Source organism: Nocardioides sp. F233, assembly GCF_057813895.1.
Genome location: NZ_JBVASH010000001.1, coordinates 178649 through 200240 on the forward strand (window position 1 = coordinate 178649; position 21592 = coordinate 200240).

Here is a 21592-nt window from a genome sequence, read left to right on the forward strand (position 1 = left end):
CGTGGGGGACAGGGTGGGAGATCTCGCGAGCCGTTTTCCGGCTGACTTCAGGTTCGGCACCAGCACGGCGTCGTACCAGATCGAGGGCGCCGTCGACGAGGACGGACGCGGCCCGTCGATCTGGGACGCCTTCTGCGCCGAGCCCGGCCGGGTCGTCGACGGCTCGAGCGGAGCGGTCGCGTGCGACCACTACCACCGCTACCCCGAGGACATCGCCCTCATGCGCGCCCTCGGCGCCTCCGGCTACCGGTTCTCGATCGCCTGGCCCCGGATCCAGCCGACCGGTTCCGGCACGGTCAACCAGGCCGGCCTCGACTTCTACGACCGGCTCGTCGACGGCCTCCTCGAGGCCGGCATCAAGCCGATGGCGACGCTCTACCACTGGGACCTCCCGCAGGCACTCGAGGACGACGGCGGCTGGCTCAACCGCGCGACCGTCGACCGTTTCGCCGACTACGCCGCGATCGTCGGCGAGCGCCTCGCCGACCGGGTCACCGACTGGGTGCCGGTCAACGAGCCCAACGTCGTGACCCTGATGGGGTACGGCGTCGCGATGCACGCGCCCGGCAAGGCACTGATGTTCGACGCGCTCCCGGTCGGCCACCACCTGCTCGTCGCCCACGGCCGGGCCGCGATCGCGCTGCGGGCCGCCGGCGCGACGAGCGTCGGCTGCGCCAACAACCACGCGCCGATCTGGCCGGCCAGCGACGACCCCGCCGACGTGGGCGCAGCGAAGCTCTTCGACACGCTGTGGAACGCCCACTACATGGAGGGCATGCTCCTCGGCCGCTACGGCGACGACCTGATGATGCTGCTCGAGCCCCACGTGCGCGAGGGCGACTTCGCGACGATGCGCCAGCCGCTCGACTTCTACGGCGTCAACTACTACAACCCGATGCGGATCGCGGCCGCCAACGAGACCGCCGAGCTGCCGTTCGAGTTCCGCGAGGTGCTCGGCTACCCGATGACCGACTTCGGCTGGCCGGTCGTGCCGGATGCCCTGCGGGAGTGGCTGATCACGTTCCGCGCGCGGTTCCGCGCCGCCGTACCGCCCATCATGATCACCGAGTCCGGCTGCTCCTACGGCGTCGGACCCGACGAGCACGGCATCGTCGACGACCACCAGCGCGTCGACTACCACGCGCTCCACCTCGGGGCCGTCGCCGAGGCGATCGAGCGCGGCGTCGACGTCCGCGGCTACTACGCCTGGTCGCTCATCGACAACTTCGAGTGGTCCGAGGGCTACACCCAGCGCTTCGGCCTCGTGCACGTCGACTACGCGACCCAGAAGCGCACCCCGAAGCGGTCGTTCAACTGGTACGCCGACCTGGTCGCCGCGCACGCCCGGCGCTCTGCCACCTCCTGACGTCCCTCGGGACAGGACCACTAGTGGTCATCTCCGGAAGTTCTCCGGGTGTCCCGCACCCCGAGCACGCACCTCGCGGCGTTGCAGACGCTCGCGAGACAACCCGGTATGGCTTCGCGCCTGCGCCTTGCGATGCACGCACTCGGGGGCCACTTCGTTCAGACCCGGGCCACCCCGAACAACTTCCGGAGATGACCACTAGCCTGCGAGGCATGCGCGCAGTCCAGGTCGTCACCACCACCGGTCCCGCCGACGTCGTCGTCCGGGAGGTGCCGGACCCGACGCCCGGGCCGGAGGACGTGCTCGTCGAGGTGCACAGCGTCGGGGTGTCCTTCCCGGACCTGCTGCTCAGCCGCGGCCAGTACCAGCTGCGCCCCGAGCCGCCGTTCACGCTCGGCGTCGACTACGCCGGCGTCGTGGTGTCCGGCCCGGGGTTCGAGCCGGGGCAGCGGGTCGTCGGCGTCGGTGGGTACGGCGGCGCATCCGAGCTGGTCGCCGGCCCCCGCCAGTCGACCTTCGCGCTGCCCGACGGGGTGAGCTTCGACGAGGCCGCCGCACTCCCGATGAACTACCTCACCGCGCTGTTCGCCCTCGACGAGCGCGCCGGCCTGCGCCCGGGCGAGACCGTGCTCGTGCACGGCGCCGCCGGCGGGGTCGGCACCGCCACGCTCCAGGTGGCCAAGGGCCTCGGCGCGCGCACCATCGCGGTCACGAGCACCGAGGAGAAGGCGGCGTACGCACGTGCTGCGGGTGCCGACGAGGCGGTCCTCTACGACGGGTTCAAGGACGCCGTGAGGGAGCTGACCGGCGGCAAGGGTGTCGACGTCGTCCTCGACGTGGTCGGCGGTGCCGCGTTCACCGACTCGCTGCGGGTGCTGGCGCCGCTGGGCCGGCTGATGGTCGTCGGCTTCGCGGCGGGCGCCGGCATCCCCGAGGTCAAGGTCAACCGGTTGCTGCTCAACAACATCGACGTGCGCGGCGTCGGCTGGGGCGCGTACGCCTTCTTCAAGCCCGACTACCTGCAGCAGCAGTGGTCACAGCTGGTGCCGATGATCGAGTCAGGCGTGGTGAAGCCGCCGATCGGTGAGGTGTACCCGATGGCGGACTTCGGTCGGGCGCTGGCCGACATGGACAGCCGCGCCGCGCTCGGCAAGCTCGTCGTGCGCCTGCGCGGCTGACGCGATGCGGCGACTCGGCGCCTTCCTGTCCGGATGGAGCAACGGCAGTGTGCCGCGTGCGGCGGGCATCCTGGTCCTGGTCAACCTCGGCGTGGTCGTGGTGGCCTGGGGCGGCTGGGCACTGTTCCTGCTGCCCGCCTTCTACGACGCCCGGGTGCTGCCGACCATCCTGATGTGGGTCTTCGCGGTCGGCGTCTCGATGGGCCTGCTGTGGACGATGGGCTTCTGGGGCACGGTCGCGACCCGGGGCGTGGGGCACGGCGAGGAGCACCTCGAGCGCTTCACCCCCGGACAGGCGCTCGGGCTGGGCCTGCTCCGCTGGGCACTGCAGCTCGTGATGATCGCAGGGGTGTCCGCGGCAGCGGTCTTCGTGACGGTCGACGGCCGCTGGTGGCACCTGTTCGGCACCGACGAGATCGACGCACTTCCCGACCGGGTGGCCGCCGTACCGATCCCGGCCGACTGGGACCTCGACCACAGCGACAACGGCGACGACGGTGGCAACCACCACCCCAACATGCGGTTCTGGCTGACCTACGACGTCCCGGCGACGTACACCTTCGACGACCTCAGGGTGTGGTTGGACGACCCGGCCTGGACCGACAACCCGGCCGGCCGGTCGTTCGGCGCGATCCGGGTGGTCAGCTGCGACACCGAGCAGCAGGAGTGCAGCGCCCAGCTCGTCCCGCCGGCGGGCGAGCCGGTCGAGTACTTCGTGCGCGTCGACCGCGACGACCCGCCGTACGACGGAGCCCCCGCCGAGGTGGACGTCCAGGTGACCTACAGGCAGTACGTCGAGCCGGACTGGGAGGTCGGTCGTGGTGTGGTCGCGCGCGGCCGGGCGATCCCGGTGCCCGCCGACTGGATCGCCGACGACGAGGACTCCTCGAGCAACGACAGCGGTGAGTACTTCACCCGCCGCTTCGGGGTGCCGGCCACCTTCACGCCGGCCGACCTGCAGGCGTGGATCACCGGCCCCACCTTCGCGGACCCGCCGGCCGGTCGCGCCTTCGGTGCGATCACCCTCGACGAGTGCCGGTCCTACGACCCCGGGACCTTCGGCTGCGACGCGACCGTCGACGACACCTGGTCGACCGACGAGTACGGCATCGCGCGCGCCGGCGACTGGGTCGAGGCGACGCTCGACACGACCCGTCACACCGTGCGGGTGTCCTTCCGGCACACCGACTGACAGAAGCGGGTCAGTGGCGCTTGCGGACCAGGTCGATGGTCCACCACAGCTCGTTGCTGTCGGCCTGCACGCCGAGACCGACCAGCCGCATCCGGCAGTCCAGCAGCAGCGCGCGGTGCGGCGGGCTGTCGAGCCATCGGCGCAGCGCCTCGCGCGCGCTCATCGGGCCCATCGCGATCACCTCGCCCATCAGCGCGGCCTGCGGGTAGCCGGCTGCTGCGATCCGCTGGCGCAGGTCGGCCTCGCCGGAGACCTGGTGGGACATGCTGTTCTGCGCCGCCATCGCACTGGAGTGCGCGGTCGCCGATCCGTGCAGCCCGGACCGCGCTTTCAGGCGCCGGCACCCCGACTGGCGTCGTACGACGTTGACCTGGTCGAGGAGCTTGACCTCGATCCGCGCCGTGTCCGGCCCCCGGGCGTGCTGCTGTGCTGGAGCAGGGCGCGACGAGGCGGGGACCGCCGTCAGCAGGACCGTCGCGAGGACGGCCGCGGGGAAGAGAGCCGAGCGCACGAGGAGCATCATGTCGGTCGCCGAGGAGTTTGTCAGCGGCGTCCGAAGTCCTGGGTCCACCAGAGCTGGTCGCCCTGGGCGACCACGCCGACACCGAGGTGCCGCAACCGGCAGTCGAGGATGTTGGCGCGGTGCCCGGGGCTGGCCATCCAGGCCTGCATCACGGCGCTGGGCGAGCCGTAGCCGGTGGCGACGTTCTCGGCGACGCGGCGCCAGCCGTGGTAGCCGGCGAAGGTGATCCGCTCACCGAGGCCGGCCTCGCCGGGGAGGTAGTGCGTCATGGTGCGGTACTGCGCCATGCCCACGCTGTGGGCGCGCGCCGAGGCGCGCAGCTTCTCGTTGGGGTGCAGGGCGCGGCAGCCGGCGCGGGCCCGCCGCTTGTTGACCAGGACGACCACGCGGTCCTCGAGGTCGGCGGCGACCGTCATCGGGATCGTGGCCGGCGCTGTGGTTCCGGGGGTGCTCGGCTGCGGGGCAGGCACCGACTTCTGGCCCCCGAGCAGCGCCGCCAGGAGGTTGGTGAGCAGGTTCGTCAGCGTCCCGGTCAGAGTCGGGGTGTCCGACGAGCTGACGACCGGTGCCGTGGGCGTGGCCGTCGCGGGCGCGACCCGGAGGGTCGTGGGCAGGGCGATCAGGACCGTCAAGGTGGCCATCGCGACCAACCGGGTGCAACGCAGGAGCATGGGCACGATCGTGCGATTTCCAACGGCGTTGCCGCGTCGGTGCTCCGTGCGGGACCTGCTAGTCCCGAAGGACTAGCAAGAAGTCGCGATCGTCCCTCGGAGCGGGCTCAGCGCACGCCGAAGTCCTGCGTCCACCAGAGCTGGTCGTCCTCCAGCACGACGCCCACCCCGATCTCGCGGAGGCGGCAGTTGAGGAGGTTGTGCCGGTGGTCGGGGCTGTTCATCCACGCGTCCATGACCGACTCGGGGGAGCTGAAACCGCGGGCGATGTTCTCGGCGACCAGGCTCCAGCCGCGGTAGCCCGCCCGCGTGATCCGGGTGGAGAACTTCGCCTCGCCCGGCAGCTGGTGCGACATGACCTCGGCCTGCGCCATCGAGACGGTGTGCCGGCGGGCGGCCTTGCGCAGCTTGTTCGACGGCTTCAGCGCGCGGCAGCCGTTGCTCGTGCGCTGCTCGTTGACGAGCTCGACGACCCGGTCCTCCATCGCGCGCTGGACCAGACCGCGCCCGGGCACCACGTCGGGCGCGACCGGGCGCAGCACGGCGGCGGTCGCCGTACCCGTGCCGGCGTCGGCGGCGGTCGGCGCCAGCACGCCCAGGCCGAGCACGAGGCACGGCACGAGAGCGATCAGGCGGTTCATGCCCTGCTGATCGGTGCCCGGTCAGGGGTCCTGAGCGCGACCTGGGAAGTCGGGACCTAGGTCCCCGCGTGTTCAGCCGATCGGGCCCCGCGCGTAGACGTCCTGCGTGGCGTTGGCGTCGGAGACGCCCGGCACCAGGTTGGTGGCGTTCGTGCTGAAGGCGGCGTAGGTGCCGCCGGCGGCGAGTGTCGCCGAGAGCGTGGCCCCGTCCGGGTTGCCGGACGCGGCCGGGGACAGGTTCGTGAACTGTCCGGTGGCCCGGGTCCACAGCATCGCGGAGTCGAGGAAGGTGCCGGTCCCGGTGAGGTCGTCGGGCTGGGCGAGGAACACGATCCGGCTGCCGTCGGCGGACATCGTCGGGTTGTAGGCGCTGGTGTTCCCGATGGTGCTCGGGTTGGTCGGCCGGGACACGAGGACCTGGGCCGCCGGGGTGTCCCGGCTCCAGAGGTAGACGTCCTTGGTGGTCTCGAGGTCGGTCTGCGCCAGCACGTTCGTCGCGTCCGTCTCGTAGGCGACCAGGTTCCCGTCGGTCGAGAGGGTCGGCCAGAAGGCTCCTTCTGCGCCGCCGGTCGCGGCGTTGAGGCCGGTCTTGTCGGTCGAGACCAGGAACGGCTCGGTGGTCGAGCCCATCGCGTCGTCCCAGAGGAAGACGTCGCTCCGCGCATTGGTGTCCGTCTGGCCGCCCGCGGCGCTGACCAGGTTGGTGGCCTTCGACTCGTAGGCGACGTGGTGGCCGTCGGCGGAGATCGCGGGGAACCTCGACGTGTCGTTCGCCGCGATCCCGGCGCCGTGCGAGACGAGGGTGAAGGTGTCGGGGGCGCGCCAGAGGAAGACGTCGTCCGCCGCGCCGCCGCCCGCGATGGTCGTGGCGGACGACGTGAACGCGATCGCGGATCCGTCGGCCGAGACGGCCGGATCGGTCACGCCGCCGTCCAGGTTGTCGTGGGTCAGTCGCTGGAAGGTGTCCGTGGTGCGGTCCCAGCGCCACAGGGAGTCGTAGGCCATGCCAAGGACGCCACCGAGCTGGTTGGCACCGCTCTGGAAGACGACGTAGCGGCCGTCGGCCGAGATCGCGGGATCCCGCGACGCGCTCGACCCGGGGGACCCGTCGGCCTTGTGGGAGACCAAGGTGAGCCCGCCCGTCGTCCGGTCCCACAGGTAGACCTGCCACACGTTGTTGCTGCCGCCCGGCAGCAGGTCGCCGGCGAAGGACTCGAACACCACGAACCGTCCGTCGGCGGAGATCGAGGGATCGGTCGACTCCTCGTCGCCCGTGGTGGCGCCCGCCGGGAGGTGCGAGGCCAGCCGCGTGCTCGGCGCCTCGGGTGCGGCCGGCCCGCCGGACGTCCGTCCGGTGACGGTGAACGCCGTGCCCCGCCGGCCCGGCGTGCTGCCCTGGCGGACGAGGACGACCCGGTACGTCGTCGTACCCGGCACGACGGCGACCGCGAACCGGACCCTGCGGACCGCGCCGTTGCGCGGCAGGCGACGGGCGGCGACCTTCGTCCAGGTCGAGCCGGTACGGCGCTGCAGGCTCACCCGCTGGCGGGAGGCGCCGCCCCGGACCCGGACGGTCGCCGTCACCGTCGTACCGACGGCGACGTCGGTGGCCGACAGGGAGACCCGGACCGTGGGGCGGGCGGCGGCGGTCGCGGACGGGGCGGGGCCGGCGACGAGGACCAGCACCACCGCGAGGACGAGGGCGAGCGGCGGCAGGAGGCGGCGGAGGACCATGGCTCCAGCCTGTCGACGCGACGGTGCGATGTCCTGAGCAACGATTACTCATCCGGGTCTAGGCTCGCCCGGGTGAGCATCCTCGACGACGCCCGACCGGGCATGGACCTCGACATCCGCCCGCAGGACGACCTCTTCGGCCACGTCAACGGCACCTGGTTGACCGAGGCGGAGATCCCTTCCGACCGGTCCAGCTGGGGCCCTTTCGTCCAGCTCGCCGACCAGGCCGAGGAGGACGTGAGGGCGATCATCACCGAGCTGGCGGAGACTGCCGGCGCGAGCGGCGACGAGGACGCCCGCAAGATCGCCGACCTGTTCAACTCGTTCATGGACACCGAGCGGGTCGAGGCCGCCGGCATCGCGCCGGCCCAGCCGCTGGTCGACGCCGTCGCCGGGCTGCGCGACGTCCGCGACGTCGCCGCCTTCCTCGGTGAGTTCGAGCGGATCGGCGGCTACGGCCTGTTCGGTTCCTACGTCGACACCGACAGCCGGCAGTCCGACCGCTACCTGTTCCACGTGGTGCAGGGCGGGCTCGGGCTGCCCGACGAGTCCTACTACCGCGACGACAAGTTCGCCGAGATCCGCACGGCGTACGTCGCCTACCTGGCCCGGCTGCTCACCCTCGGCGGCCACGCCGAGCCCGAGGCCGCCGCCCAGCGGATCCTCGCCCTCGACACCGAGCTCGCCAAGGGGCACTGGGAGCGTGCCGAGACGCGCGACGTCCAGAAGACCTACAACCTGATGACCGCCGACGAGCTGAAGGCGCTGTGCCCGGCGTTCGACTGGGACGCCTACATCACCAACCTCGGCGGCCACCTCGGCGGCGAGCACGCGACCATCGCGGAGGTCGTGGTCAAGCAGCCGTCGTACCTCGAGCACCTCTCCGGCGTCCTCGAGTCCGAGCCGATCGAGGCGTGGCGCGACTGGTTCCTCTCGCGCGTGCTGCGCTCGGCGGCGCCGTACCTCTCCGACGCGTTCGTCGAGGCCAACTTCGACTTCTACGGGCGCACCCTGTCCGGCACGCCCGAGCTGCGGGCCCGCTGGAAGCGCGCGGTGTCCTTCGTCGAGGGTGCGATGGGCGAGGCCGTCGGCAAGGAGTACGTCGCCCGGCACTTCCCGCCCGCCAGCAAGGCGATGATGGACGACCTGGTCGCCAACCTGCTCGCGGCGTACCGCCAGTCGATCAGCAAGCTCGACTGGATGACCGACGAGACCAAGGAGCGGGCCTACGACAAGCTCGCGACCTTCCGGCCCAAGATCGGCTACCCGGAGAAGTTCCGCGACTACACCGCGCTGGTCGTCGTACCCGATGACCTGGTGGCCAACGCCCAGGCCGCCGCCGGCTTCGAGACCGACCGCCAGCTCGTCAAGATCGGCTCCCCGGTCGACCGCGACGAGTGGTTCATGCTCCCGCAGACCGTCAACGCCTACTACAACCCCGGCACCAACGAGATCTGCTTCCCGGCCGGCATCCTGCAGCGGCCCTTCTTCAGCCCCGACGCGCTCGAGGCCGAGAACTACGGCGGCATCGGCGCGGTCATCGGGCACGAGGTCGGTCACGGCTTCGACGACCAGGGTGCGCAGTACGACGGCGACGGCAACCTCAACGACTGGTGGACCGCGGACGACAAGGCCGCGTTCGAGGTGAAGTCGAAGGCCCTGATCGCGCAGTACGACGGCTTCGCGCCGCGCAACCTGCCCGACGAGCACGTCAACGGCGCGCTCACGGTCGGCGAGAACATCGGCGACCTGGGTGGCCTCACCATCGCCCACACCGCTTTCGAGATCGCGCAGGGTGGCTCCGCCTCGCTCGAGGACCGCACGCGCCTGTTCCTCAACTGGGCCTACGTGTGGCGCACCAAGCGCCGTCTCGAGCAGGAGCAGCAGTACCTCACCATCGACCCGCACAGCCCGCCGGAGTTCCGCGCCAACATCGTGCGCAACCTCGACGAGTTCCACGAGGTGTTCGGCACCGCGCCCGGCGACGGGCTGTGGCTGGACCCCGAGGACCGGGTCCGCATCTGGTGAACGACGAGGCACCCCGCGAACGCTCGGGCGATCCGGGACGGTGGCCTCGCTACCTCGAGCCCGACGAGCGGCTCAGCGAGCATCTCGACACCGACGGCCTGCCGCTGCCGCCTGCGGGCGAGGGGCCCGACGCGATCTCGGCATGGGAATCGCGACGGGCCAGGGCGCGGCGGTCGCGCAACAAGTGGCTCCGGCTGGGGGTGTTCGTCGCCGTGGTCTCGACCTGGGGCGCGGTGGACCGGGCTGGTGGGGGCGAGCAGGAGCCCGACCCGCTGCCGGCGGAGGACGGGTACCAGCCGATCGCGACCGCGGAGAGCTTCGCAGCCCTCGGCGCGGCCTTGACGACGCAGACCGGCGGGACCGACGTCCTCGAGCTGCGCGGCTACGGCACCGACGAGATGCAGGTGACGATCCCGCCGGCGCAGCCCGGGGACCTCGCCGAGGTGTGGCGCTGGGACGGCCACACCCTGGAGAAGTGGATGGGTGAGCAGGCCGGCGACAAGCTGGCCTTCGCCCTCGCGGACGTCGACCCGGCCGTCCTGGTCGCCGTCGACCAGGACGCGCGGAGCCGCAGCGACGGGCAGATCAGTGACAGCAGGTACGACGTCGAGAAGCCGGTCGACGTCGAGTACGACCACTGGATCTACCTGCACGTCGACGAGGTCGACCACGGTGGGGTGTCCCTGTGGGCCGGCCTCGACGGCACGATCGAGTCGGACCTGGCCCACGAGAGCTGGCGCGACGACTGAGCGACCCGCCACCGGCGGGCCGCTCAGTCGGGATCAGTTGATCTGGAAGAGGAAGGGCTGCTGGTCGAGAGCCGTGTTGGCGCCGTCGCGAAGGAGGGTCACGACGCGGAAGCCGCCGGCGCAGTTGGTGTCGTTGACCCGCGTACTCGACTCGATGATCGCGTTCCGGGTACCCACGTTGGTGTTGTCGTCCTTGTAGTTCGGCGACGCGACGAGGCCGGCGGTCTGGGGGTTGACGGCGCGGGGACCGCCCGTGACGGTGATGCAGTAGTAGCCAGGCGTGCCCGGGTCGGCCAGCGCCGTCACCGTCGTCCCGGTCGGGGCGCGGAACACGGTCAGCACGCCCGACTTGCTCACCGCCCCGGAGACGGTCAGGTCGCCCAAGCCCGAGCGGACCGCGGCGGACAGGTCCGCGCTGTCGACCGAGCCGTCGGCGACGTCGGCCCCTGTGAGGTTGTTGTTCTTGATGTCCTTGGTGGTGACGGTGTTGTTCTTGATCTGCTTGCCGGTGATCATCGCGCCGGCGACGGCGCCGCCCGTACCGGCGGTGAGGACGAGGCCGGTCGCGACGGCGATGGTGGCGATGCCGGACTTGCTGAGGAGAGCCATGGTTTCCCGATCTGTTGGTGGAGGGGTCGTGCCTGAGGTCAGTTCGTCGAGTCTGGGTCGGTGGACCCGGTGGAATCCTGAGCAGCCGTTGCTCATTCGTCGGTGGGGATTACTCAGCCGCTCAGGGTTGGGCGGGAACGCAGAGCGCCCAGACCTCGAGGTGGGCCACGGTGCCGCTGTGGTTCATCCCGCTCATCGCCCAGCCGTCCGGGGCGCCGCTGAAGTCGTAGCTGGCGCCGGTGGGCTGTCCGCTGCCGTCGCGGACGGCTCGGACGGGCTGGTCGGTCTCGATCGTCGACGCCCCGGCCGAGCCGAGGCTCGGCACCCACCGGCCGCCACCGCCGACGACCAGGTGGCCCGCCGGGCAGTACGCGAGGGCGCCGGAGCTGCTGCCGTCGGCGGCGGCAGGCTCGTTCGAGCTGTTCACCACGACGTACCCGTCGCTGAGGCTGGCCGGATCTCCGGGAGCCCCGGCCGCGCCTGGAGGTCCGGCAGCTCCGGCAGGTCCGGCGGGGCCGCGCAGGGAGGACTGCGCCTCGGTCGCCAGGTCGCCGGTGCCCAGCGACCCGTCCTTGACGTCGCGACCGGTGACGGTGCCGTTCTTGATCTGCTTGCCGGTGATCATCGCCCCGGCGACGGCGCCGCCGGTCCCGGAGGCGACGACCAGCACCGTCGCGGCGGCCACGGCCGCGAGGGCGGCGCGCCTCATCCGGCCGCCTCGACCATGAGGCGCAGCAGCTTCTCGCTGGTCGCGACGAGCTCGTCCTCGGTCAGCCCGACGCCCTGGGCGAGGTTGAGCGTGTAGATCACGTGGCCGACGAGCACGCCACCGGCGACCTGCAGGTTCTCGCCGCCGGCGATGGTGCCGACGTCCACGTACGCCGCGTCCCCGATGCCGGCGAGGTCGCGCCGGGTGGGCGTGTCCATCGCGCCCTTCGTGCCGGACTGGTAGGTCTCGTAGCCACCGTTGGCCTGCACGTCGGTCGCGCCCAGCGAGCCGCTCAATGCGCGCGGGTCCTCCTGGTCGAACTCGCAGGCGTCGAAGGGGCCGGTGCTCGTGGTCACCGTCGCCCCCACAGCGGCGGTGAGCTGGTCGGCGGTCACCAGGTCGCAGAACACCGGGAGCGCTGCTGTGCCGGTGCCGGTGTCGGTGCCGGCTGCCGTGGCGGCGCCGGTCGCTGCAGGTACGTCGTCCGCGGCCCCGCCCTCGCTGTCGTTGCACCCTGCCGTCAGCGCGGCCACCAGTGCCAGTCCGCCGATCGTCCCCATCCACCGCATCCGGCCACCTCCGTGTGTCGCGGCGCCCGACTCTTCCCGACCGGGAGGGGGCGCGTCGGTAGGGAATGGTCGTAATCCCGGATCCGGCCGTGAACCCGCGCGGCCCGTGGGAACCTTCGGGTCATGGACCGCGACGCCCTGCTCGACGACGTGCTCCGGCACCTGGCCGAGGGGACGCCAGAGGCAGCGCGCACGGTCTGCCTGGCCGCGGCCGAGGGTGGGAGCGGTGACGACGGCGCGGCGGCGTACGGCTTGGCGGCGCTCGCCGACTTCTGGCTCGGTGACTTCGCCGGCGCGACCCGGCATGCGTCGTACGGTCTCGGGCTGGCGGTGTCGGACCCGACCCGGGCACTGTGCCTGGCCACCGCCGACCTCGCCGCCGGCGGCGACCTCGTCGCGGCCCCCGTCGACCGGGACGCGTTGCGCCGGCTCCTCGCCGCGGCCGACGGGCCGGGATCGCGCTGGTGGTCGGCGGTGCGGTACGTCGCCGCGGAGGCGGCCCTCGTCGGTGCCCGGATCCGAGACGCTGCGGAGGTCGACGCGCTCGGACCGCCGGCCGGCGAGGCCTGGGCGGGGCATCCGTTCGCGGCCGTGCTGTGGGTCTGCCAGGCCCGGATCGCTGCGTTCTCCGGCCGGATCGAGGCGGCCGACGCCCTGCTCGGGACGATGCGCGCGGCGGTGGTCCCCGGCTCGCGGGTCGCGCCGGTCGTCGAGTCCGTGGCGGTGCTGGTGCGGGGCAACGCGGGCGACGAGGACGGCGTCCGGGTGGCGGAGGCGATCGCCGCCCACGTGCCGGCCGAGCCCCGCGACTTCATCGACCGCGGTGCGCTCCTGCTCCTCGCCTACGGCGCGATCGCGCTCTACGACGTGGCGACCGCGGCCGCGCTCGCCTTCCGGGCCGGATCCGACGAGTCGCTCAGCCACTGCACGCTGATCGACCGCGCGATCAGCTTCGAGATGTTCCTGCACGCGGCGCTCCTCGAGCAGGACCGGGGCGCGGTCGAGGCCTGGCTGGCTGCGCTCGACGAGCTGGCCGCCCACCCGATCACCGAGCCCACGGTCCAGCGTGCCCGCGCCAGGGTCGCGATCGAGGCCGGCGATGCCGCCACCGCGATCGACCTGCTGACGACGAGCATCGAGCGCTGCACCGCCGAGGAGCGCGGCGTGGAGGCTGGCGAGGGCCAGATCCTGCTCGCCCGGGCCCGGATCCTCGACGCGGACCTCGGCACCGCGTCCCGCAGCCTGCGCGCGCTCGTCGCCGAGAGCGACCGCGCCGGCTTCGGCGCGATGCGCCGCGCGGCCGGCGCCACCCTCGCCGCCTCGGGACGCCGGCTGCCCCCGGTGGCCGGCGCCGGCTGGGGTGCCCTCTCGGCCCGCGAGGCGGAGGTCGCCCGGGCGGTCCTCGCCGGCCAGGAGGTCGAGGAGATCGCGGCGGCGCTGTTCCTCTCGCCCCGCACGGTCCGCACCCACCTGTCCCGGGTGCTGTGCGCCTTCGGTGTCGCCACCCGGGTCGGCCTGCTGGCTGCTGTCGGAGGCTGCTCGGAGTCGGCGCCGGTCGTCCCCGGTGCTTCGGCACTCAGCCCCCGCCAGGCCGAGGTCGCCGCCCTCGTCGCCGCCGGTCGCACGAACCCGCAGATCGCCGGCGACCTCGGCATCTCGGTCAAGGGCGTGGAGAAGCACGTGGGCGACGTACTGCTGCGCTGGAACGCCGGATCCCGCTTCGAGCTGGCCCGGATCTGGTGGTCGCTGGCCTGAGCCCGCGCCTGCCTGCCCGGGAGGCGCGCGGAAAAATAGGTGCAGCCGCCGGCGTCTCGGGTCACCAGCGGCTGCAGGAAGAACTCTACGGGGCCGGTGGTCGGGCCGTCCCGGGAATCCGCCGGTTCACTGGGTAAAAGATCTCAGCGGCTCAGCAGGGACTGCTCGCGCAGCTCGGTGACCTCGGCGATCACGCTGAAGTCGGCGTCGCGGTGGAGGAGCGGTACGTCATGCCTGATGGCGATCGTGGCGATCAGGCAGTCGACCTTCGAGCGGACCGTGCGCCCGGTGCGACGCACCGCGCGGTAGATCGCAGCTGCGTCGTGGAAGTCCGTCTCCGGCTCGATCGGGAGGGTGCTCTGGCTCGCGACCAGCTTCTCGACCCGTCGAACGGCGACCTCGTCGGTTGGGCCCAGGAGGAGCTCCATCTCGATCGGCTCACACATGGCGGCCTGCTCGGCCAGGAGCAAGCCCTGCAGCTCCTCCGACATGTGGCCCGTCACGGCCCTGGACCTGTGGACAACGTCTCGTCGTGAACACCCCCTGTGGATGCAGGAGCCGTCCTGTCGGGCGCCGCTGGTAGACACGGGGCATGGACACCCAGGCCCCCACCGACGCCGCCGTCCGCACCCGTGCGGAGGAGCACCTCCGTGCGCTGGTCGGCCACCCCGACGCGACGCTGTACGACGACCAGTGGGCCGCGATCGCCGCCCTGGTCGTCGACCGGCGGCGCGCCCTCGTCGTCCAGCGCACGGGATGGGGCAAGTCCGCGGTCTACTTCGTGGCGACGCTGCTGCTGCGCGAGCAGGGGAGCGGGCCGACGGTGATCATCTCCCCGCTGCTGGCCCTGATGCGCAACCAGATCGCTGCCGCGGAGCGCGCCGGGATCCGGGCGGTGACGGTCAACTCGACCAACATGGAGCAGTGGGACGAGGTCCACCGCGCGATCGCGGCCGGCGAGGTCGACGTGCTCCTGGTCAGTCCCGAGCGGCTCAACAACCCGGGCTTCCGCGATGAGGTGCTGCCCCGGCTCGCTGCCACCTGCGGCCTGCTGGTGGTCGACGAGGCGCACTGCATCTCCGACTGGGGCCACGACTTCCGGCCCGACTACCGCCGCATCCGGACCCTGCTGCGCGAGCTCCCCGACGGCATCCCGGTGCTCGCCACCACCGCCACCGCCAACCAGCGCGTCACCGACGACGTGGCCGAGCAGCTGGGTGGCGACGCGCTGGTGCTGCGCGGCACCCTCGACCGGGCGTCCCTGCGCCTCGGCGTGGTGCGGCTGACCACGGCCGAGCAGCGACTGGCCTGGCTGGCCGACCACCTCGCCGAGCAGCCGGGCAGCGGCATCGTCTACTGCCTGACCGTGGCGGCCACCCAGGAGGTCGCCGACTACCTGCGCTCCCGCGGGCACCGGGTGGCGGCGTACTCGGGCCAGACCGAGCAGACCGAGCGGCTCGCGCTCGAGCAGGCCCTGGTCGACGGCGAGGTCAAGGCGCTGGTGGCGACCAGCGCGCTCGGGATGGGCTTCGACGCGGCGCTCGGGTTCGTGGTCAACCTCGGCGCGCCCAACAGTCCCGTGGCCTACTACCAGCAGGTCGGTCGCGCGGGCCGTGGCACGGTCGACGACGCCACGGTCGTGCTGCTGCCGGCGATCGAGGACCGCGACATCTGGGCCTACTTCGCCTCGCTCGCGTTCCCGCGCGAGGAGCTGGTCCGCGAGACGCTCGCGGTGCTGGCCGAGGAGGGGAGGGCGCTCAGCACCGCCGCGCTCGAGCCCCGCGTCGACCTGTCCCGCAACCGGCTCGAGACCATGCTCAAGGTGCTCGACGTCGACGGGGCCGTACGCCGGGTCAAGGGCGGCTGGGAGTCCACCGGCCAGCCGTGGTCCTACGACTCCGAGCGCTACGAGCGGGTCGCCGCCGCCCGCCAGGCCGAGCAGCAGGCGATGCTCGACTACCTGCGCAGCGACGAGTGCCGGATGCGCTACCTGCGCCGCCAGCTCGACGACCCGGCGGTGCTGGCCGACGCGGAGTGGCGCTGTGGCCGGTGCGACAACTGCGGCGGCTTGGGCCTGTCGACCGAGGTGTCCGCCGCCGCGGTCGAGGAGGCCGCCGACCGGATCGCCCGGCCCGGCGTCCCGATCGAGCCCCGCAAGCTGTGGCCGACCGGCCTCGCGGCGATCGGGGTCAGCCGGTCCGGTCGGATCAAGCAGACCGCCGAGGAGGGGCGGGCCATCGCGCGGCTCACCGACCTCGGCCACGGCGCCGCGCTGCGCGGGCTGTTCGCGGTCGACGCCCCGGACGGGCCGGTGCCCGACTCGCTGGCCCGGGCGATGGTCACGATGCTCCACGACTGGCAGCCACGGGTCGACGCGATCGTGGTCGCCGAGTCCGAGCGCAAGCCCCAGCTGACCGCCGACCTCGCCGGCGGACTGTCCCGCTTCCTGCAGGTGCCGGTCGTCGGTCGTTGGGACGTCGTCGACCTCTCGGTCGGGCCGGACCGGGGTGCCACCAACTCGGCCCAGCGGGTGGCCGCGGTCAGCCGCCGGTGCGCGCTCCGGCTCGATGACCCGGTGGCCGTCCAGGACCGTCGGGTGCTGCTCGTCGACGACCGCCTGGTCACCGGGTGGTCGCTCACCCTGGCAGCGGAGGCGCTCCACGAGGCGGGCGCGGCCGCCGTCGTACCGCTCGTGCTGGGGGTGAGTTCCTAGCCCGACGCCCACCTCCCGCGATCGGGTGCCCCACGGTCCTAGAGTCCGATGCATGACCGACGACGCTCCCGCGAACGGCACCCCCGAGCAGCCCGGCGACGGGCCGCCGCCCCCGCCTGCGTCGATGGCGCCCGACACCATCATCCGCCCGCCGGCGTCGGCCATCGTGGCCGACCCGGACGACGCGGACGGTCCGGTCACCGACGACCACGGGGCCGGCCAGCCGCCCCTGCCGCCGGTCGGTACCGGGCTGCCGGGCCCGATCGGGCCGGGGGACCCGACGCGCGCCGCCCGAGCGGGTACGACGGCCGGCCTGGTCGCCCTCGGTGCCGGCCTGCTCGGCGCCGCCGTGGTCATCGCCGGCTTCCGCAGCCGCAGCGACGACGGGCTCGACTGGTCCAACTACGGCGTCGGCCTCGGTGCCACCGCAGTGCTGCTCGTGATCGCGGTCCTCGGCGCCCTCGCCGGTCGTCGTACCGGCGGCCGGGCGCGCGAGGAGGTCGTCACCTGGCCCGGCACGGTCGGCATCCTGGCCACCGGCCTGATGATCGGCATCGGGATCGACCGCAACGACCACTGGGTCGGGTACCTCATCGGTGGCGTGATGACCGTCCTCGCGGTGGTCGGGTACCTCGCCGCGCGGCGCGCCGCCTTCGTGGTCGTGGCGATCCTCGGCCTGGCCATCGTCTACTGCCTCCTCTTCGACGACCTGCTGGCCGACAGCATCGGCAGCGACCACCCGCAGGTGACGGGCGCGGCGCTCGTGGTCGTCTTCGTCGCGGCCGTGACCGTCGTCGGCTGGGCCCTGCCCAGCCGGGCGGTGTCCGGTGTCGTGGTCGGCGCCTTCGGCCTGGTCGGCATCCTCGGGACGCTGGCGTCGTTCGCGGTGATGCGCTTCCTGGGCGGGATCTTCGGTGAGATGGGCTCGATGCTCGGGAGCGACACGAACAGCGGTCGGAAGGGCTTCGCGTCGACCATCAGCGTGTCCGGTGGCTTCGACGCCTCCGACGTGTGGTGGGTGGTCGCGTTCGGCGGCGTCCTGGCCGTGCTGTGGGCGCTGGCCGCGACGGCCTCCAACCACGCCGGGTTCTCGGTGCTCGCGATCGCGATGCCGGCCCTCGGTGTCCCGCTCGCGTCGATCGCGCTGGCCGCCGAGCACCCGACCTGGTGGGCGGCGAGCGCCGCGGTCGCCGGCGGGGTGCTGCTGCTCGGAGCCGCATTCCTCGCCCGGCTCCGCGGCCGTCGTACGGCGACCGCGGGCTGAAGGGCGCCCGCGACGGCGCCGAGTTCCCAGCCATGGCCTAGCGTCCCCATGTGAGCTTCGTTCCCGTCTCCGGACCCGCGACCTTCCGGACCGGGGACCCCGCGACGATCGAGTTCACCGACGCCGACGGTGCGCGCCGGATCGCGCTGCCGGTGAGCGCCGCGCTGCCCGTGCTGAGCCGGGCGCGGTCGGCGTCCGACGCCCACGCGAGCGTCCGCCTGCTCAGCGGGGCGGCCCTGCTCGGCCTGCGCCTGGTCGCCGCCGGCAAGGTGGCGCCCGACGAGGCCGGCCGTGCCTGGCGGGTCGAGGGGCTCGACCCGCGCGACCTCGACGCGGTCGACCGCCTCGCCCGCTCGTTCGACGCCGAGGACGTCGTGGTGCGCGGGATGCTCGACGCGGTCGCCGACACCCTGCCGCGCGCGGCACCGACCGGCCGCCGCAGCCCAGCCCCCGAGCAGCCCGAGCAGCCGGAGCAGGAGCAGCGCACGCCCGACCACTTCGCCGAACGGGTACGCCGGCGGATGGCCGAGCGCCGCGACGACGCCGTGCTGCCCGAGCTGGTGCGGGTCTCGCTGCGGGTCGAGGCCGACGAGGAGGAGCTGGTCGCCGGCACGGTCCGGGTGGTGCTGCAGGTCCACGACGAGCGCGACCCGCTCCACGTCAGCGACGCCGCGCTGCTGTGGACCGGCGGCCCGGCCGAGCACGGCTTCGGCAGCCGCGCGCGGGTGCACGCGAGCATCGCCCTGCGGGCCGCGGCCGACGCGTGGCCGGTGCTCGACCGGCTGCTGGGTCTTGCCGTCCCCGACCAGCTGACCCTCGACGGTGAGGAGATCGGCAGCCTGCTCGGCCACGTCGGCGCGCTCCGCGACGCCCGGGTCGACGTGCACTGGCCGCGCTCCCTCGGCCCCGAGCTGACCACCCGCGCGGTCCTCGACCGGCGCCGCGAGAGCACGGGGCCGACCCGCGGCGAGGAGCTGCCGCTGCAGGACAGCCCGTTCTCGACCGAGGGGCTGTTCTCGTTCTCGTGGCAGGTCTCGCTGCACGGCGAGGCTCTCACCAGCGACGAGATGGCCGAGCTCGCGAAGGCGGCCAGCCCGGTCATCAAGCTGCGCGGCGCCTGGACGGTCGTCGACCCGACCGTCGCCGCGCGCGCCCGCAAGCGCCTGATCCGCAAGGCCACCGGTGCCCAGGCCCTGGCCGCCGCGCTCACCGGCGTCACCGACCTGCCGGCCACGGGCGACGAGCAGCCCGCCACGACCGAGGTGGTCGTCGGCGCCAGCCTGCTGAAGGTCCGCGAGCGGGTCCTCGACGCCGCGACCCGTACGCCGATCCCCGAGCCCGCCGGGCTCGCCGCCCGGCTCCGCGACTACCAGCGCCACGGCCTGACCTGGCTCGCGGACCTCACCGGACTCGGCCTCGGCGCCTGCCTCGCCGACGACATGGGCCTCGGCAAGACGATCACCCTCATCTCGCTCCACCTGCACCGCCTCGAGCAGGGCACGTCGCACGGCGGGCCGACGCTCGTCGTCTGCCCGGCCAGCCTCCTCGGCAACTGGGAGGCCGAGGTCGAGCGGTTCGCACCCGGCGTACCCGTCCGCCGGTTCCACGGCGGCTCCCGCTCGCTCGAGGGTCTCGACAAGCTCGACCAGCGGGGTGGCGGGTTCGTGCTCACCACCTACGGCACCCTGCGCCGCGACGCCGAGAGCCTCGCCGAGGTCGCCTGGGACCTGGTCGTCGCCGACGAGGCCCAGCACGTCAAGAACTCCCGTACGTCGACCGCCCGGGCCCTGCGCCGCCTGCCCAGCCGGGCGCGGGTCGCGCTGACGGGTACGCCCGTCGAGAACGACCTCACCGAGCTGTGGTCGATCCTCGACTGGTGCGTCCCCGGGCTCCTCGGCAGTCGTCAGGCGTTCCGCCGGGTGTGGGGCGCGCCGATCGAGTCGGGCGCCGAGCCGACCAAGGCGCGGCAGTTCGCGGACCTGATCGGCCCGTTCCTGCTGCGCCGCCGCAAGTCCGACCCCGGCATCGCCCCCGAGCTGCCGCCGAAGACGGAGACCGACCACCTGCTCGGCCTGACCCGCGAGCAGGTCGTCCTCTACGAGGCGTTCGTCAAGGACACGATGGAGCGGATCGAGCGCGCCGACGAGGAGACCCGCCGCGGCCTGGTCCTCGCGCTCCTCACCGGCCTCAAGCAGATCTGCAACCACCCCGCCCAGTTCCTCAAGCAGTCCGGCGCGATCCGCCTCACCGGCCGCTCCGAGAAGCTCGAGCTGCTCGACGAGCTGGTCGCGACGGTGCTCTCCGAGGACGGCGCGGTCCTCGTGTTCACGCAGTACGTCGCCATGGCCCGCCTCGTCGAGCAGCACCTCACCGCCATCGGCGTGCCCCACCAGTTCCTGCACGGCGGCACGCCGGTCCACCAGCGCGAGCAGATGGTCCGCCGGTTCCAGGCAGCGGAGGTGCCCGTGTTCCTGCTCTCGCTCAAGGCCGGCGGCACCGGCCTCAACCTGACCCGCGCCGACCACGTCGTCCACTTCGACCGGTGGTGGAACCCCGCCGTCGAGGAGCAGGCCACGGACCGCGCGTACCGGATCGGCCAGACCCGACCCGTGCAGGTGCACCGGATGGTCACCCGCGGCACGATCGAGGAGCGGGTGGCCGGGCTGCTCGACCGCAAGCGCCAGCTCGCCGACGCCGTCCTGGCTCGCGGCGACGCCGCGCTCACCGAGCTGAGCAACGAGGAGCTGCGCGACCTGGTGACCCTGCGCCGCCAGGCCCGCGAGGCGGCGACGGAGGATCAGCGATGACGGAGCAGCCGCGCCGCGATCCGGCGCAGCCGTGCCCGGAGGGTCCTGCTCCGGAGCCGGTCGAGCTCGGCCTGCAGGTCCTGCGAGCGCTGCTTGAGCCGGTGGACCCGGCGCTCCAGCTTCCCGATCCGCGCCTGCAGCGGGGCGAGGTCGTCGTACAGCCAGCCGGGCAGGTCGGTGCCGGGGTCCGGCTCGGCGAGACCGTCGGGCGCCTGCCCGTCGACCCCCTTGCGCAGCAGCACGAAGAACTCGCCGGCGCGGGGCTTGTCGGGCGTCACGGACTCGACGAACCAGTTCGTCACGCCGAGGGCGCGCAGCTCCTGGACCTGGTGGAGGAAGTCGGTCGGCGACCACAGCCAGACGTGGCAGTCGACGTAGTGCCCGGCGCGGTTGAGCTCGACCAGGCGGCGCGCCTCGTCCAGGGTCGAGTGGACCCGCCGGTCGCGGCCGGGGATGGTCTTCAGCTGCGCCATCTCCCACGAGTCCACGTCGAGCGCGGAGGCCGCGAAGTCGTGCAGGGCGCGGGTCCCCGGCCGGGTCTGGCCGAGCTCGTGCGCCTCCAGCGCCTGGCCGACGGTCGTCGGCGGGCGGTGCCGGTCGAAGGACTGGCGCCGGTCCGGTACGGCGAGCAGCAGAGCGCCTCCGTCTGCCGTCAGCCCCGCGATCTGGTCCAGCCAGCCGATCACGTCCGGCACGTGCTCGATGACGTGCGAGGCGATCACCCAGTCGTACGGCGCACCGGGCCCGGCTGCGGTCGCGAGGTCGCGGTAGGTGCCACCCACGTAGTGGGGGAAGTCGACCTCGGGGATCAGGTCGAGCAGCACGTTGGGGTCGTCCGCGTAGTGCTCGCGCAGTCCGGCGGTGTCCTTGATGTCGACGTAGCTCACGTCGTCGACGGCCTTGTCGGTCAGGGCCGAGTCGAGAGGGCCGATCTCCAGGCCGTGCCCCGACGTGAAGTCGTGGAGCGACAGCATCCGGGCGCGCCGGAGCGCGAGGTGGTGGAGGTGCGCGTCGTTGCCGCGCAGCCTCCTGTCGACGGTGTCCGAGTTCCCGTTCACCGACGCCACGCTAGGTGGTTCCGCTG

The 21592-nt window shown here is 72.9% G+C and carries 18 protein-coding genes; 9 read left to right on the plus strand and 9 right to left on the minus strand.

Going from position 1 to position 21592, the window contains the following annotated elements; genetic code table 11:
- Nucleotides 1-13 precede the first annotated feature (13 nt).
- The 3 genes from ACZYRU_RS00895 (at nt 14) to ACZYRU_RS00905 (ending at nt 3736) form a co-directional block, all read left to right on the plus strand.
- Nucleotides 14-1366, plus strand: coding sequence for a GH1 family beta-glucosidase (locus tag ACZYRU_RS00895; protein WP_488955187.1), 1353 nt, complete (start codon nt 14-16; stop codon nt 1364-1366).
- A 212-nt stretch (nt 1367-1578) separates the two neighbouring features.
- On the plus strand, nt 1579-2544 hold the full coding sequence (locus ACZYRU_RS00900; protein WP_488955188.1) for an NADPH:quinone oxidoreductase family protein: 966 nt from the start codon (nt 1579-1581) through the stop codon (nt 2542-2544).
- 4 nt (nt 2545-2548) lie between these two features.
- On the plus strand, nt 2549-3736 hold the full coding sequence (locus tag ACZYRU_RS00905; RefSeq protein WP_488955189.1) for a hypothetical protein: 1188 nt from the start codon (nt 2549-2551) through the stop codon (nt 3734-3736).
- 10 nt (nt 3737-3746) lie between these two features.
- On the opposite strand, the gene ACZYRU_RS00910 is transcribed toward ACZYRU_RS00905, so the two are convergent.
- The 4 genes from ACZYRU_RS00910 to ACZYRU_RS00925 form a co-directional block, all read right to left on the minus strand.
- Complete coding sequence (locus ACZYRU_RS00910; protein WP_488955190.1) at nt 3747-4259, minus strand: CAP domain-containing protein; 513 nt, start codon at nt 4257-4259, stop codon at nt 3747-3749.
- Nucleotides 4260-4279: 20 nt separating this feature from the next.
- Entirely contained in the window at nt 4280-4930 is a 651-nt protein-coding gene (locus tag ACZYRU_RS00915; protein WP_488955191.1) for a CAP domain-containing protein, read from the minus strand.
- 107 nt (nt 4931-5037) lie between these two features.
- Nucleotides 5038-5571 carry a CAP domain-containing protein gene (locus tag ACZYRU_RS00920; RefSeq protein ID WP_488955192.1) on the minus strand — a complete coding sequence of 178 codons (534 nt, stop codon included), beginning with the start codon at nt 5569-5571 and terminating at the stop codon, nt 5038-5040.
- A gap of 72 nt (nt 5572-5643) precedes the next feature.
- A complete protein-coding gene (locus tag ACZYRU_RS00925; RefSeq protein WP_488955193.1) occupies nt 5644-7305 on the minus strand; it encodes a TolB family protein in 1662 nt (553 codons plus the stop codon).
- 72 nt (nt 7306-7377) lie between these two features.
- Between ACZYRU_RS00925 and ACZYRU_RS00930 the strand changes: the two genes are divergently transcribed.
- The gene (locus tag ACZYRU_RS00930; RefSeq protein WP_488955194.1) at nt 7378-9333 is read left to right on the plus strand and encodes a M13 family metallopeptidase; all 1956 of its coding nucleotides are present in this window, start codon (nt 7378-7380) and stop codon (nt 9331-9333) included.
- On the plus strand, nt 9330-10082 hold the full coding sequence (locus tag ACZYRU_RS00935) for a hypothetical protein (RefSeq protein WP_488955195.1): 753 nt from the start codon (nt 9330-9332) through the stop codon (nt 10080-10082). Before ACZYRU_RS00930 ends, ACZYRU_RS00935 begins: the two co-directional genes overlap by 4 nt.
- 33 nt (nt 10083-10115) lie before the next feature.
- Here the strand turns inward: ACZYRU_RS00935 and ACZYRU_RS00940 are convergent, their stop codons facing one another.
- The 3 genes from ACZYRU_RS00940 to ACZYRU_RS00950 all read right to left on the minus strand — a co-directional run bounded on the left by ACZYRU_RS00940 (nt 10116) and on the right by ACZYRU_RS00950 (nt 11969).
- Nucleotides 10116-10691, minus strand: a complete 576-nt coding sequence (locus tag ACZYRU_RS00940) for a hypothetical protein (RefSeq protein ID WP_488955196.1) — start codon at nt 10689-10691, stop codon at nt 10116-10118.
- Nucleotides 10692-10812: 121 nt separating this feature from the next.
- Complete coding sequence (locus ACZYRU_RS00945; RefSeq protein ID WP_488955197.1) at nt 10813-11400, minus strand: hypothetical protein; 588 nt, start codon at nt 11398-11400, stop codon at nt 10813-10815.
- The gene (locus ACZYRU_RS00950) at nt 11397-11969 is read right to left on the minus strand and encodes a hypothetical protein (protein WP_488955198.1); all 573 of its coding nucleotides are present in this window, start codon (nt 11967-11969) and stop codon (nt 11397-11399) included. The genes ACZYRU_RS00945 and ACZYRU_RS00950 overlap by 4 nt, the downstream gene beginning before the upstream one ends.
- 123 nt (nt 11970-12092) lie before the next feature.
- Here ACZYRU_RS00950 and ACZYRU_RS00955 point away from each other — a divergent pair, with 123 nt between their 5' ends.
- The gene (locus ACZYRU_RS00955) at nt 12093-13724 is read left to right on the plus strand and encodes a LuxR C-terminal-related transcriptional regulator (protein ID WP_488955199.1); all 1632 of its coding nucleotides are present in this window, start codon (nt 12093-12095) and stop codon (nt 13722-13724) included.
- Nucleotides 13725-13867: 143 nt separating this feature from the next.
- Here ACZYRU_RS00955 and vapC read toward each other — a convergent pair whose 3' ends face one another.
- A complete protein-coding gene (vapC, locus tag ACZYRU_RS00960) occupies nt 13868-14227 on the minus strand; it encodes a type II toxin-antitoxin system VapC family toxin (protein WP_488955200.1) in 360 nt (119 codons plus the stop codon).
- An 89-nt stretch (nt 14228-14316) separates the two neighbouring features.
- On the opposite strand from vapC, the gene ACZYRU_RS00965 reads away from it, so the two are divergent.
- The 3 genes from ACZYRU_RS00965 to ACZYRU_RS00975 are packed head-to-tail and all read left to right on the plus strand — an operon-like array spanning nt 14317 to nt 20508.
- Nucleotides 14317-16437, plus strand: coding sequence for a RecQ family ATP-dependent DNA helicase (locus tag ACZYRU_RS00965; protein WP_488955201.1), 2121 nt, complete (start codon nt 14317-14319; stop codon nt 16435-16437).
- A gap of 52 nt (nt 16438-16489) precedes the next feature.
- A complete protein-coding gene (locus tag ACZYRU_RS00970) occupies nt 16490-17701 on the plus strand; it encodes a hypothetical protein (RefSeq protein WP_488955202.1) in 1212 nt (403 codons plus the stop codon).
- 50 nt (nt 17702-17751) lie between these two features.
- Complete coding sequence (locus ACZYRU_RS00975) at nt 17752-20508, plus strand: DEAD/DEAH box helicase (RefSeq protein ID WP_488955203.1); 2757 nt, start codon at nt 17752-17754, stop codon at nt 20506-20508.
- Here the strand turns inward: ACZYRU_RS00975 and ACZYRU_RS00980 are convergent.
- Entirely contained in the window at nt 20499-21566 is a 1068-nt protein-coding gene (locus ACZYRU_RS00980; protein ID WP_488955204.1) for a methyltransferase domain-containing protein, read from the minus strand. The genes ACZYRU_RS00975 and ACZYRU_RS00980 overlap by 10 nt on opposite strands.
- Nucleotides 21567-21592 lie beyond the last annotated feature (26 nt).